Source organism: Winogradskyella costae, from assembly GCF_013403865.1.
GTDB lineage: Bacteria > Bacteroidota > Bacteroidia > Flavobacteriales > Flavobacteriaceae > Winogradskyella > Winogradskyella costae.
This window is the reverse complement of sequence record NZ_JABFDK010000006.1, coordinates 1-15,176: the sequence shown is the minus strand read 5'-3', so window position 1 is coordinate 15,176 and position 15,176 is coordinate 1. Positions and strand designations below refer to the sequence as shown.

Genomic DNA, 15,176 nt, shown 5'->3' with positions numbered 1-15,176 from the left:
GCTATTCTTTAGACAATTGATCTAAAAATATTTTGATGGACACATCTGTGGGGATGTTAAGTTTCTTTTTTAATCGGCTTCGGGCTACTTTTACCGTGTCTGGTGTTACATTTAAGATTGTGGCAGTTTCCTTTATAGACAAATTCATTTTAGTTAATAAGCAATAGCGAATTTGTGTATCCGATAGATTAGGATATTTGTTTAATAATTTAGCCGACATGGTTGGGTATTCTGATTCTATTCTTTTTGTAATAATCGATACGTCGGAAGCAGATTTTATAAGATCATTTACTTTTTGTTTGGCAGCTTCTAACTTTGGTATTACGGGTTTTTTTATTTCGTTTAGTTCGTTCTTAATTAATGTTAATGTTTCTATTCGTTGCGAAAATGCTATAGCAGAAGCTTCAAGTTCGTTTTCGCGAAGTATAATTTTTTCTTCGAGCAATTTTTTCTCATTACTCTTTAAAACTTCTATAATTTTTTCTCCTTTTTTATATTTTCTAAATAAAAGAATACTACCTAATATTAAAATGATACTTACAAGTATGGTGCTAATACTTAAATAATATAGTTTTTGCTTTTTGTTCTCTATTTCTAACAACTCAATATCAAAACTTATTTGTTGGCTTTTTTGCTTCTCTTTAAGAAGTTTTATATTAGAATCAATATAATTAGAAAGGGCTTTTTTTTCATTAGATCTTAAACTATCTACCAGTGCATCCTTCTTTTGATATGTCTCAATAGCTTTTAAATATTGCTTATTTTCAGTATAATATTCAGCTAGTCTATCGTAGGTGTCTTTCTTATATTCAGATCCATGTGCTAGTTGAATGGCTTCTTTTCTGTAAGCAATTGCTTTATCAAGATTTCCCGCAGCATGATAGAATGTACTTAAGTAAGCGGTATTATTAAAAATAAGTTGCTGTTCTTTATTTTCTAAGCAATATTTTCTCACAACGAGGGCAGAATCAATAGCCTTTTGGAAATCACCTAAGTTAAAATAATCATTTGCTAATTGGTTTTTAGTCCACCAAATTTCTGAAACCTCATTAGTTTTTATGGCTAAGTTTAATAATTCTTTGTGCAAAGGATAACTTTTTTCAGGCATTTCCTTCTGAACATAATTTGCTGAAATATTTTTTAATAATATTTTTTTTGTAAAAGATCCTACATTAACAGTATCTTTTAATAGTGGAGTAAGTACCTCAAGTGCTTTGTCGTATTGAAATTTATGGTAGTAGATTTCGGCAATTGAAACGTTGTAAGCGATAAACAACCTAGTGTCACCTTCTGAAATTAATGGATAAATCTTAAAATAGCTTTCTAAGCCTTGCTCAGGCAATCCAAATCCATTAGCCAATATCTGCCCTTTATTTAAGTAATACTGAGGAAGTTTTAAAGCCTTTATTAGTAAGGTATCAGCTTTGATACTTTTGGTTATAACTTTTGTTTCAAACAGATCCGCATAATGTAAAACACTATCAATATTTGCTTTTGAACTTACACCATAATACCACATTAATGATTTATAAGCGGAAAGTATGCCTTGGTCGTATGAGAGTTTTTTTGATTGTCTTAAAAGTTTGTTGTGAACCAAATAAGCTTCTTCAGAGGCTTGCCCGTAAAATTGATTGTGCAAACTATCTAAATCACTAATTTTAATTAAAGGTTCATTATTTTGAGCATAGCATATATTACCTAGAAGGAGGGTGAAAAAGAATATACTCAATTTTTTTAAGGCATTTAAAAACATAATTGCTTTATAATTTTGTTAATTTGAGATACTAATTCTTCTCAAAAATGGGTTGTAATTTTTCTTTTATTATATAAGAGATTCTTTAAAGCCTTTAATATTAATGAAAGTTTATAATATAATTAAGGCTTTTAAATTTATTCGTAATTTTTTATGATAATCATGATTTTGAAGTGGTTTTTTTGTTAAAAACAATACGTCATTAGACGTCATCTTACATTTTTATATTTTTATTATTAGGGTATTTTAAATGTTAATTTTTTTTGATTAGAAATAGTGTTTTCTAATGATTTATACTTTGGTTATTGCTATTTTCTTTGAAATAAATTCATCTAAAGTTTAATAGTTTTAGTTAATTCTCATTTATTTGGTAATATTGCGGTGTTTTTTGTTGTAATCAATTTATTTTATTAATTAATTGTTTATGAGATGTTTGAGGTGTGTGGTGCCTTTTAATTTTAACATGATTACCTTTTGATAACCCCTAAAATTTAAGAATAAGGAAGATAATGTTCAACTTTAGCTTCATAAGTTTTAAAAAAAGCTGGACTCTTTTATATAGAGCTATTTTTTTATTTCTAAAAAACACTAACTTTTAATAACTAACTTTATGAAAAAAATTACTTTACTATTTCTTGTAATGATTGCTTTTTGTTGGCGATCTAATGCGCAATTCACAGAGAGCTTTGAAACAGAAATACCTGCATCATGGACTGTTTTGGATCTTGCGAGTACAACATCGTGGGTGTGGGAAGATTCACCAGAAAATGGCGCACAGGATGGTTCTTCCGTTGCAAAGATTGGATCTGGATTTCCTGATGCTAATGATGATTACTTAATTACCCCTCAAATTTCAGTAACTTCTGATTTAAATGATAGATTAACATTTTATGTAAAATCGAGAAGTGGTTTGTTTTTAGATCCTTATGAGGTGGTATTGTCTACAACCACAGCTACTGCAGCTGGCTTTACTGTAATTCTACAACCAGAGAGCGAAGCTTCTGACGAATGGACTAAGGTTACTTTAGACCTGACCTCTTATAATGGGCAATCAGTTTATGTTGCTATTAAATCAACGTCAACTGATAATTGGGAATTGTATGTAGATAATTTTGTGAATGACACATTTCCTGCTTGTATGGAGCCTACAGAATTAACAGTAGATAATATTAGTACTACAACGGCAGATTTAGCTTGGACAGAAAATGGTACTGCTTCAGCTTGGAATATAGAAATTGTAAATGTTACTGCTGGTGGATCTGTAACTGGTGTTTCAACTTTTACTGGAGTTACTAACCCTTATACAGCAACAAGTTTAGCGTCTGGTAACCAATATGAATTTTATGTGCAAGCCGATTGTGGTGTAGTTGATGGTTCTTCTATTTGGGTAGGTCCAATGTCATTTACGACGTCTTGTGATACTTTTATAGCACCTTACACACAAAATTTTGAGAATGCAGGTGATATTCCTGCTTGTTGGACAATGTCTAGTGATTCAGGAGAGGAAGATTGGTTTTTTAGAGATTCTGGTCCAAGTCATGTTGGAGATGGTGGAGACCTCTCAGGCAGTACATTATCAGATGGCTATTACGCTGTTTGTGATGCGTCGAGTGATCATGGTCTTCGATATTTAATGAGTCCTTTTGTAGATGTTAGTGCATTAGCGACACCTGAACTACGTTTTTATGAAATTAGTAATGCTGAAGATTCTGAAAATGCACAATTAGATGTAGAAATTTGGGATGGAGCTACATGGAATCTTATGGCTACATTTGACACAAATACAGACGGTTGGGAGTTAAAAATAATAGATATAAGTACGTTAACATATACAGGACCAGCACAAGCTCGCTTTACTTTTTCTGAACCTAATGGTGGTAGTGATGATGATATCGCTATTGACGATGTAATTTTTGATAACCCTATACCTTGTATCTTTCCTGAAGATTTATCTGTTGCAAATGTTACTGCTACAACAGCAGATTTAGCATGGATAGAAACTGGTAGTGCTACAGCTTGGAATATTGAAATTGTAAATCTAACGGCAGGAGAAACTGCAACCGGTGTAGCAACACTAACAGGAGTTACTAACCCATATACCGTTACGAATTTATTGCCAGATACATTTTATGAAATTTATGTACAGTCAAACTGTGGTGCTACGGATGGAAATTCACTTTGGATAGAACGAGTATCATTCCAAACAGATTGTAATGCGCTTACGGCACCATATACAGAAGGTTTTGATAATGGTGGTGCTATACCAGATTGTTGGAGAATGTATAGTGATTCGGGAGAAGAAGAATGGTTTTTTCAAGAGTCAGGATTAGGTCATGTTGGTGATCGTGGTACATTATCAGGAAGTACTGTAACAGGAGGTTTCTATGCTGCAGCTGATGCTTCTAGTGATCACGGCCCTAGATATTTATTAACTCCTTTTGTCGATGTTAGTACATTAACAACTCCAGCATTAAGTTTTTATGAAATAAGTAATTCTGAAGATTCAGAAAACGCACAACTAGATGTAGAAGTTTGGGATGGTGCTGCTTGGAATCTTATGGCAACTTATAATACAAATACAGTAGGTTGGGAATTGAAGACTTTAGATATTAGTGGTTTAACGTTTACCGGACCAGCACAAGCTCGTTTTACGTTTTCTGAAGTTATTGCCCCTGGTGATGTTGACGATGATATTGCTATTGATGACGTTACTTTTGATGAGGCGCCTGCTTGTATGGCTCCTACAGATCTATCTGTATCCAATATTACATTGACTACAGCTGACGTAGCTTGGACAGCTAATGGTGTTGGTACCACTTGGAATATTGAAGTGGTTAATATAACTGCAGGTGAAACAGTTACAGGATTAGCTACTGTCTTTGGGGTTACAAATCCTTATACGCTTACAGGTTTACAAGATGATAACCATTATGAAGTTTATGTGCAGGCCGATTGTGTTGCAGAAGGCGTTTCTACATGGACAGGACCATTTGTATTTGCAACTGAAATTGTTCCTCCAGCTTGTGGTGGTATTTTTGTTGATGGTGGAGGTAGTCATGGTAATTATTCAGAATCTGAATTTTCGTCTTCTACTATTCTTCCAAATTCAGATGGAGACGCCGTAACTATTACATTTACGTATGTTGATATAGAGGTAGATACTTTTGGTTCTGGCGAACAAGATGGTTGTTTTGATTACTTAACTATTTATAATGGACCAGATAATACATATCCTGTTTTAGCACAAACATTGTGTGGACAAGATAGTAGTAATGGAGATAATACAATCGTAGCTGATAGCGAACTTCATGTTGGTGATTCTTTTACCTCTACAGATGCATCAGGAGCATTAACGATTGAGTTTAGATCTGATCCTTTTACGAGTTTGACAGGTTGGGAGGCAACAGTTTCATGTGGTGTCTTAAGTGTTGATGATGTAATTAACGAAGCTGCATTTACATACTACCCTAATCCTGTTAATAACACGTTAACATTAAATGCTCAAAAAAGTATTGAAAATATAGTGGTATATAATATGTTAGGTCAACAAGTATTGAGAACAACTCCTAATAATATTACTAATGAGTTAGATATGTCTGGCTTAAGTATAGGTACTTACTTTGTTAAGGTTACTATTGAAAGTGTAACGCAAACGATACGAGTTATCAAACAATAAATTTATTATAGAACACAGAAGCCACTTAATTTTACTTTGTGGCTTTTGTTGTTTTGATTGATTTTGGATTTAACAGGTGTCTGTTTAAAAATTGACTAATTTTTTTTACCGAATTAAATAAAAATTGAAAATGAATAAGAATATCTTCAAACTGACCTTTTTAGCTTTCTGTTTGCTTGGGAGTTCAACAGCTTTATGTCAAACAATACCCTCACCAGTTGGGGTGTCTTGTCCTTCTAATAACTCTACTTACGTATTTACAGAAGAATTTGATGATTCTGACGGATGGGTAGGGGATATTACAACCAATAATATTGGGGGTTATTGGGAAGTTCCCGGTAATTCAGATAGTAGCGGAACCGGACCAAGTTCAGCATTTAGCGGTTCTAATTATATGAATTTTGAGGCTTCAGGTAATGTTAACCAGGCCTCAGCATCAATTATTAGTCCTGTAATTGATCTTACTACAGCTACAGATGGGGCTGAATTGTCTTTTTATATGCATGCTTATGGTGATAATATGGGGGAATTGGAAGTCGGTATTTCTACTTCAATTTCGGGGCCCTTTACAAATGTATTTACATGGACTGGTCAATTACAGACTTCTAATTCTGAAGCTTGGGTTCCTGTAGGTGTTAATTTGGATGCTTATCTTGGGCAGTCTATATATTTAGAATTTAAGAATACTCGAGCTACTTTTAGTGGTAGAGCAGATATGTCAATAGATTTAGTACGTGTAGAAACATGTGGAACATTTTGTATTTCGCCAACACCTTCTCTTAACTATGTGAATTCTAATGCTTCAAGTGCTTCTGCTAGTTTTTATTGGGTAGCTAATGATAGTGAAACGTCTTGGGAGTATGTTGTACAACCTTCAGGGTCTGGTATTCCAACCTCGGGTATAGCGTCTACAGTTACAAACATTATTGTAAATGATTTATCTTTTGGAACGGAGTATGAAGTATATGTAAGAGCAAATTGTACAAACGGTAATAGTATTTGGGCAGGTCCTTTAACTTTTACAACTCCAATACAAACGGATTTTATAGTAGATTGTAATGCAGGTCCTTTAGTTGAGTCTCTGTGTTATGGTGATGACGGTGTAGCTAATCCTGAAGTATTTACGTTTACGAGTACAGATGGCACTCCTTTAACGTTAACTTTTCAGTCAGGTTTTGTTCAAGATGGATGGGATCCATTGGTGGTTATTGATACTGATGGCTCTTCTATAGTTGCTTATGAGGATTATTTTTTCGGTGACGAAGGAGATCTAACTGGTGTAACCTTTACGTCTACAGGAAATAGAATCTCCTTTTATGTTGCTTCAGATGATTTTGTACCATCAAGTTGTGCTAATGGGTTTGACCCTATGAGAGGAGGTATTACTTATACCGTTAATTGTGCTACATGTACAAATTCAGAATCAACCTTTACAATTGTAGATGATTGTGATAATGGTGATCAGTTTTTATTAGATGTTAATGTTACATCTTTAGGTTCTGCTGCATCTTTAACCTTGTCTAACAATATAGATACAAATACAACAACTATAGATGCTATTGGAACTTATCAAATAGGTCCATTTCCATTTTTTACAAATGTAATCTATACTTTAAATAATGACCAAGATGTTAACTGTGTGTACAATAGTTTGCCAATAGTAGTTAGATCTTGTCTTCCTGAAAATGATGAGTGTATAAATGCAGAAATTGCAGTAGTAAATACAGGTGATGACTGTACGCTATTAAATTATGGGACTATATTATCTGCAACGCCATCTAATGAATCTGGAACATCCTGTGAAGGAGATCCTGATGACGATGTGTGGTTTCAGTTTACCGCTATAAATGATATTCAAATAATAGAGTTTATAAATATTGTTGAAAACGAAATATCTTCAGGTCTTAATCATGCCGTTTACGAAGGTGCTTGTGGAAGTCTAAACGAATTGTATTGTTCAGATTCAAACTCTAGTGTCACACCGCAATTAATTATTGGTGACACTTACTATATTAGAGTATTCTCGGAAGGTTCTGAAGATGAAAACGTAACTTTTGATTTATGTATTAGAAAAGGTTTTAATAGTATAGAAGTAAGCGATAATGTGTATACCGTAGACGAATTGGTACGCGATATCTTATTTAATAGTCCATGTGCTCAGGTATCTAATATTACTTATTCTACAGGTGTCAGCTTTAATGATGGTCAGCCTAATGGTATTGGTTATTTCTCCATGGATGGCGAAGGGTTTCCTTTTGAACAAGGAATATTGCTAAGTACAGGTCATGTTGTGGAAGCAGGAGGACCAAATAATGAATTAATAAATTCGGGTGGAACATCGTGGCCTGGAGATTCTGATTTAGATAATTATTTAGGGGTGTCATCTCTAAATGCAACTATAATTGAATTTGATTTTGTGCCATTATCAAACACTATAAGTTTCGACTTTATGATGGCTTCAGAAGAATACACAGGAGCAATAGGCGGAACAGATGAGTGTACGTATTCAGATGCTTTTGCTTTTCTCTTAACTGATTCTGAGGATAACGTAACTAATTTAGCTGTTATTCCGGGGACTTCAATACCAATTTTAACAACAAATATTCACCCAGAAAATGAATCTTGTCCAGCGATTAACGAGGAGTATTTTGGAGAATACATTACTGAAAACTTGCCACCAATGAATTTCAATGGTAGAACTGTTGTTTTTACAGCTCAATCAGCCGTGACTATTGGAGAGACCTATCATATTAAATTGGTCGTTGCAGATGATTCAGATCCACAATACGATACTGGTATCTTTCTTAAGTCTGGTAGTTTTGATATTGGGGAATTAGATTTAGGTGATGATATTACCATAAACGCGGGTACAGCTTCGTGCTTAAATGAGCCAATTATTTTAGATACCGACTTACCGGATCTCGAGCATTTTTGGTTTAAAGATGGGTTACTTGTTACTGATGCTTCAGGGTCTGTTATAACAGCTTCTGAGCCAGGTGTATATACAGCACAAGTCATATTTTCTAGTGATTGTATTCTTAGTGATGAAATTGTCGTTGAGTTTTTATCAGTCCCAGTTGCTAATCCAGCCATTGATTTATTAGAATGCTCTACAACCAATCAAGCGCTATTTAACCTCACAGAGAATGATAGTTATATTTTAGGATCTCAAAATGCTTCAGATTACACTATTACATATCATATTTCAGAACAAGATGCTATAGATAATCTAAGTCCATTGCCTTCTGTTTATAGTAATGTTTCAAATCCTCAAGTAGTTTATGCGAGAATAGAAGATAATAATTCAGGATGTTATTCTACAACCTCATTTTCTCTAACAACTACAACTCCTTCGCATACAGCGTTGAGCGTGGATTTCATAGAATGCGATTTTGATAATGATGGTTTGGCAAGTTTTAATTTAGAGAATCATGGTTCAGAAATTCTTAACGGTCAAGAAGCGTCCCAATTTAATGTGTCTTATTACACATCAGAAGCAGAGGCTATATCCGCGACCAATGCACTAGCAAATTCTTATGACAGTGCTGGCGAAACTCTATTTGTTAGAGTCGAGTCTGTCGATTTCTCAGATTGTTATGTAACTAATAGCTTTGATTTAATAATTGGAAATCAACCTATAACCAATTTTTCTTCTGATGTAGATTATGAAGTTTGTTCTAATGCTTCATCTCCAATATATATTGAAGCAATTCCTGAAAATTATTCTTTATCTGAAGTGTCTATAAGCTGGTATCGAGATGGTGGAGTCATTGATGACGAAAATGGTCTGACTTTACCTGTTTTAGAAGCTGGATTATATGAGGTTGAAGTTATGTTTAATGATACAGGATGTATAGGTATTGATGAATTTACCATAATAGAGTTAGAGACTTGTGTATTCCCAGAAGGTATTTCACCTAATAACGATGGTAAGAATGATGCCTTTGATCTTAGTGCTTTCAATGTTACTAAATTAGAAATTTTTAACAGGTACGGAACTCAAGTGTACTCTAAAAACAACTATACCAACGAGTGGAAAGGTCAGACAGACGATGGTGAAGAGTTGCCAATTGGAACTTATTTCTACACCGTTATTTATGAAGGCGGAGCAAAGTCAAAAAGTTCTTGGGTATATATTAACAGATAATTAAATAACAGAATCAACTACTAATTATAATGAAAAAACTCACTATTATAGCGGTCTTGCTTTTAGCATTTAAAATGTACGGACAACAAGACCCTCAGTACACGCAGTACATGTATAATATGAATATAGTCAATCCTGCTTATGCAGGATCAAAAGAAAATCTTTCTTTTGGACTATTGTACAGAACTCAATGGACAAAAATTGATGGAGGCCCAGAAACAGGAACGTTTTTTGGGCACTCCCCAATTGGTAATAATTTAGGTTTAGGTGTTTCTGTTATTGCAGATAATATCGGACCTGTAAAGGAAACAAATGCATATGTGGATCTTTCTTATACTTTAAATTTAGGAGGAGAACACAAACTAGCATTTGGTGTTAAAGCTGGTGCAACGTTTCATGATATTGGATTAACAGATATAGAAGTTATCGATCCTACTGATGATTTTTTCTCTCAAGGTATTAATTCAACAACACCTAATTTTGGGGCAGGGTTCTTTTACTACACTGATAAATATTATGTATCGTTATCTGCACCAAACTTATTATCATCGGTTCATTTAGATAATAATGGGACTAAAATTGGGTCAGAAACACAACACTATTTTTTAACTGGTGGTTATGTCTTTGATCTTTCACCTAATACAGAACTTAAACCTTCTGTAATGCTGAAGTCTGCATTTGATGCACCAACATCTTTTGATGTAAACCTTAATGCTAGGTTCTTTAAGAAGTTTGAAATAGGAGCCTCTTATAGGTTAGACGATTCGTTTTCGGGTTTAATAAACTTTGCAGTTACACCTGCTGTTAGAATTGGTTATGCTTACGACGCTATAACTTCTGACATAAAAAAATATGCACCTGCATCGCATGAAGTCATGTTATTATTTGATCTTAATTTTCCGAAACGCGTTTCTCGTTCACCAAGATACTTTTAATCAGTTAAGCTAAAACAATTATGAAAAACTTTAATACACTATTACTTATTACGTTAATGAGTGGCTTTTGCTTAACTGCTCAAAACAACGATACAAAAAAAGCAGATAAACATTTTGACCGATACGAGTTTGTAAAGGCTGTAGATGATTATAATAAACTTGTTGAAAAAGGAAAAGGAGACAGCTATGTTTATGGACAATTGGCAGAAAGCTACTATAATATTTTTAATACTGTTGAAGCAGAACGTTGGTACGCTAAAGCTTTAGAGACTTCAAACGACCCAGAAATGGTTTTTAAATACTCACAAATGCTAAAGGCAAATGGTAAGTATGAAGCATCTGGTAATCAAATGGATAAGTTTGCAACCATGCGTCCTGCTGATAATAGAGCAACAGCATATAGAGCCAATCCGGATTACCTGCCTAAAATATTAGATCAAGGTAAAAAGTTCAACCTTCAAAATGCAGATTACAATTCTGAACAATCTGACTTTGGAGGTATCATGAATAATGGTAATTTATACATTACATCTGGTCGTAATGACAGTAGAAAAAATTACGGATGGAACGATCAACCATTTTTAGATATTTACACCGTTGCTAAAAATTCAGATGGATCTTCTCAAGAAGCAGTGCTAGCGAACAATAAAATTAATACAAAATACCACGAAGGATTAGTTTCTTTTTCTCCTGATGGTGAGACAATGTATTTCTCTCGAGAAAGTTATTTTGAAAAAGACTATCAAAAGGATTCTCTTAGCAGTGCAAAATTTAGTCAACTTTATTTATTTAAAGCAACTAAATTAGGTGACGATTGGGATACTGTAGAAAGTTTAGCTATTAACAGCGAAAATTATTCTGTTAAAAACCCTTCAGTTAGTGCAGACGGTAAAACCATTTATTTTGCATCTAATATGCCTGGTGGATATGGAAACTTTGATATTTATAAAGCATCAATTAGTACAGACGGTACTTTAGGTGAGCCTGTTAACATGGGGCAAAAAGTAAATACAGAAGCACAAGAAATGTTTCCATACATTAGCAGTAATAATACGCTGTATTTTTCATCTACTGGTCATTTAGGCTTAGGAGGTTTAGATGTCTTTTACACTAAAGAAATAGATGGTAAAATATCTACAATTCGTAATGCAGGAATTCCGATAAATAGTAATGCTGATGATTTTGCTTTTGTAATTGATGAAGAAAATGATCAAGGATTAGTGTCTTCTAATAGAGCAGGAGGAAAAGGAAGTGATGATATCTATGAGTTTAAAAAACTAGAGCCTCTTTGTGATGTATTAGTAATTGCAACCATTTTAGATGATAAGACACGTGAACCTATCGCAGGTGCAACAGTAGCATTATTTGATGCCGAGGGAAACAAGGTTCTTTCTAAAATAACGAATGCAGAAGGTTTAGCTGAATTTATGATTGAATGTGAGCAAGACACCGAATTAGAAGTTGTAATGGATGGCTTTGATAGCAAGAAAGTACAAGTAAAAGGTTCTAATGAAGAAGAAAACAATGTTCAAATTAATTTAGATCCTATCGAAAAATTAATTTTAGCCGAAACTATAGATTTGGCACCAATTTATTTCGATTTTGATAAGTCTAATATTACAACACAAGCGGCATTTGAATTAGATAAGCTAGTTCAGATAATGAACAAATATCCTGAAATGAAAATTAATGCAATATCGCACACCGATTCTAGAGGTCCGGAATCATATAATACATTACTTTCTAATCGTAGAGCCAAAACTACAGTGCAGTATGTAATATCTAAAGGTATTAGTGAAGCTCGTATTTCTGGAGAAGGTAAAGGTGAAACTGAGCCTAAAGTAGATTGTTCTGCGCGTTGTACTAAAGCACAGCACGCTGAAAATAGACGTTCTGAATTTATTATTGTAGATAGTTTACAGCAATAATTAAAGCGATAAGTTTTGAAAGAAAAATTAGAACATCATCATTGTTTAAAATTCGAATTAATTGAATTCTGTAAGAAAAATGAATTATGTACGCAGGGAAATAAAATTCAATTGAAGGAACGTATTGAAGCTTTTTTCTATAAAAGAGAAAAAAATGAGAGGTCTAATGCTTTATTAAAAAACAAGCGCAGAACTATAAAAAAAATCTAAATAGGTCGAAAGGCATTAAGCTTTTAACTTATTTTAATTCTAGGGTGCTCAAGCTTTTTAAGCTTGAGCACCTTTAAATGATTAGCTTACAATCTGTCACATTATGTATGTAATACTATAACAATAACTAATGTAACAAATAGAGGGAGTGCATTTATTCCAATTATATTAATAAGAGACTTTACTATTTCTTTTAAAAACAATTTAGAGTGAAAAAAATTATATACATAGTCATATTTTTAGTTATTAAAGTAGGATTCTCGCAAGATCTTTTAATGCAAGATGGCACCTTTAATCGCTGTGCTCCAGATTTCTTTTATGATTCAGGAGGAGAATTAGAGTCTTATTCAGATAATGAAAGTTATATCACTACCATATGTCCTGAAAATAGTGGTGATCGTCTTAACGTTAATTTCGTCGAATTTTTAACACAACTTAATGTAGATTTTTTAACCATTTATGATGGTGATGATGTATCAGCTGATATTATTGGTGTATATACGGGGGTTTCTTCGCCAGGTTTTGTCTCGGCATCACAAAGTAATATTTCGGGTTGTTTAACTTTTGCATTTTCAAGTAATGAAACTGGAAATATAAATGGTTGGAAGGCTGAAATATCATGTATTACACCTTGTCAGGATATTACACCGTCAATTAATAATACAACACCTGCACCAAATGAATCTGGTGTAATTGGTATATTACCAGGGGAAACGGTTAATTTTTCAGGAAGCGCAATGTTTTCTTTGGATGGCTCAGGTGCCACTTATGATTGGGATTTTGGAGATGGAAATACAGGTACAGGAACAGAAGTTTCTAATACATTTTCAACTGATGGTACTTTTATAGTAACATTAACAGTTACAGATAATAATCCATTAGGATGTTCTGAAGTTACTACAATTCCTGTTTTTGTAATGGGGCCTAATGTAATTATAGATCAAAATATATTTACCCCTGAAGAATTAATTACTGAAGTGCTGATTAATAGTCCTTGTGCGTCTGTGTCTGACGTAACTTGGTCTACAGGATCAAGTATTACTAGCTCACAGCCTAACGGTATTGGCTACTTTTTTGGAGATGGATTAAATTTTCCTTTTAGTGATGGGATTCTTTTAAGTTCAGGAGAGGCTAGTGATGCAAGAGGGCCAAATAATCTTAGTTTAGGTAATGGCTCTAATATTTGGGGGGGAGACGATGAATTAGATGCTGCTTTGGGTGTAAATTCTCATAATGCTACATTTATCCAATTTAATTTTATTCCTTTAGCAGATACTATAAGTTTTGAGTTTTTAATGGCTTCTGAAGAGTATGATATGGGGGGGTTTGAATGTCAATATTCTGATGCTTTTGCTTTTCTATTAACAGATTCCGATGGTAATGTTTCTAATTTAGCAGTGATTCCAGAGACAAACTTACCTGTATTAGTGACTAATGTCCACCCTGATAATGGTGAAGATTGTGGTGGGGCTAATGAGGAATATTTTGGGGAATATATACCATACAACCAACCACCAATAGCATTTGATGGTAGAACCGCAGTATTTACAGCACAATCTACTGTTATTCCTGGCGAAAATTATACTATAAAATTAGTAATTGCCGATGATAGAGATAATCAATATGATTCAGGTGTATTTCTTAAAGCAGGAAGCTTTGATTTAGGAGGTGATTTAGGTGATGATATTACTATTGAAGCTGGTAATGCTCAATGTGGTGGTGGAGAGATTGTATTAGATACAGCAGCACCTTTCGCTGATCATATTTGGTACTACGCTGCAGATCCTTCAGTACCAAATAATAGAATAGAGATTGAAGGTGAAACAAGTTCAATGCTTACGGTTGTTGAAACGGGTATATACTCGGTAGATGTAGCATTTGAGGAAGTATGTCAATTTTCAGATTCTATTTTAGTTGAGTTTATAGGAAGTCCAGTAATAAATCTTGCTCCAGATTTGGTAATATGTAGTAGTACTGGGGAAGAAGAATTTAATTTATCTGAAAATAATGATAATGTACTAGGTGATCAAAGTTCTGCGGAATATTCCGTTACCTATCATTTCACTGAAGTCGATGCAATTGATAATTCAAATCCGTTACCAAATCTTTATACTAATGTGTCTAACCCGCAAACTCTATGGGTTCGTTTAGCAGACGTTTCTCAAGTGTGTTCAGTAGTCACATCATTCCAATTATTAGCGGCATCAGCTCCAATAATTAATTCAGTATCAAATTTGGAAGCCTGTGATGACGATTCTAATAATGGATTAGAGAGTTTTGAATTGAGTGATCAGAGCGCTACAATTTTAGGGTCACAACCCGCCTCAAATTTTACAGTATCCTACCATTTAACACCCGAAGAAGCAGAATCAGGTAATAACGCTTTACCATTAACATATACAAATACTATTAACTTGCAACCTATCTATGTTAGGGTAACAAGTATAAGTGATTCTAGTTGTTACAATGCCTCAGCCACTGCATTATTTAATTTAGTTGTTAACACAAAAGCTTTAGCTACAGCGCC

At 33.8% G+C, this 15,176-nt stretch carries 7 protein-coding genes; 6 read left to right on the top strand and 1 reads right to left on the bottom strand.

Features of this window, described 5'->3' with window-relative positions; genetic code table 11:
• Position 1 precedes the first annotated feature (1 nt).
• Positions 2-1,729 (bottom strand): tetratricopeptide repeat protein, encoded by a 1,728-nt coding sequence (locus HM986_RS12435; protein ID WP_179335422.1) that lies wholly within the window; start codon positions 1,727-1,729, stop codon positions 2-4.
• Positions 1,730-2,363: 634 nt separating this feature from the next.
• Between HM986_RS12435 and HM986_RS12430 the strand changes: the two genes are divergently transcribed.
• The 6 genes from HM986_RS12430 to HM986_RS12410 all read left to right on the top strand — a co-directional run.
• Positions 2,364-5,429, top strand: a complete 3,066-nt coding sequence (locus HM986_RS12430; RefSeq protein WP_179335421.1) for a T9SS-dependent choice-of-anchor J family protein — start codon at positions 2,364-2,366, stop codon at positions 5,427-5,429.
• Between the two features lie 130 nt (positions 5,430-5,559).
• Positions 5,560-9,576 (top strand): choice-of-anchor L domain-containing protein, encoded by a 4,017-nt coding sequence (locus tag HM986_RS12425; RefSeq protein ID WP_179335420.1) that lies wholly within the window; start codon positions 5,560-5,562, stop codon positions 9,574-9,576.
• A gap of 29 nt (positions 9,577-9,605) precedes the next feature.
• Positions 9,606-10,511 (top strand): PorP/SprF family type IX secretion system membrane protein, encoded by a 906-nt coding sequence (locus HM986_RS12420; protein WP_179335419.1) that lies wholly within the window; start codon positions 9,606-9,608, stop codon positions 10,509-10,511.
• A gap of 20 nt (positions 10,512-10,531) precedes the next feature.
• A complete protein-coding gene (locus HM986_RS12415) occupies positions 10,532-12,439 on the top strand; it encodes an OmpA family protein (protein WP_179335418.1) in 1,908 nt (635 codons plus the stop codon).
• Positions 12,440-12,454: 15 nt separating this feature from the next.
• Entirely contained in the window at positions 12,455-12,649 is a 195-nt protein-coding gene (locus HM986_RS17890; protein ID WP_394354226.1) for a hypothetical protein, read from the top strand.
• A 209-nt stretch (positions 12,650-12,858) separates the two neighbouring features.
• A partial coding sequence (locus tag HM986_RS12410; protein ID WP_317167360.1) for a choice-of-anchor L domain-containing protein occupies positions 12,859-15,176 on the top strand: 2,318 nt, incomplete at its 3' end.

Bases quoted from the DNA above. Each gene is read 5' to 3' on its own strand.
- HM986_RS12420 (WP_179335419.1), top strand. From the start codon at position 9,606: ATGAAAAAACTCACTATTATAGCGGTCTTGCTTTTAGCATTTAAAATG.
- HM986_RS12430 (WP_179335421.1), top strand. From the start codon at position 2,364: ATGAAAAAAATTACTTTACTATTTCTTGTAATGATTGCTTTTTGTTGG.
- HM986_RS12415 (WP_179335418.1), top strand. From the start codon at position 10,532: ATGAAAAACTTTAATACACTATTACTTATTACGTTAATGAGTGGCTTT.
- HM986_RS12425 (WP_179335420.1), top strand. From the start codon at position 5,560: ATGAATAAGAATATCTTCAAACTGACCTTTTTAGCTTTCTGTTTGCTT.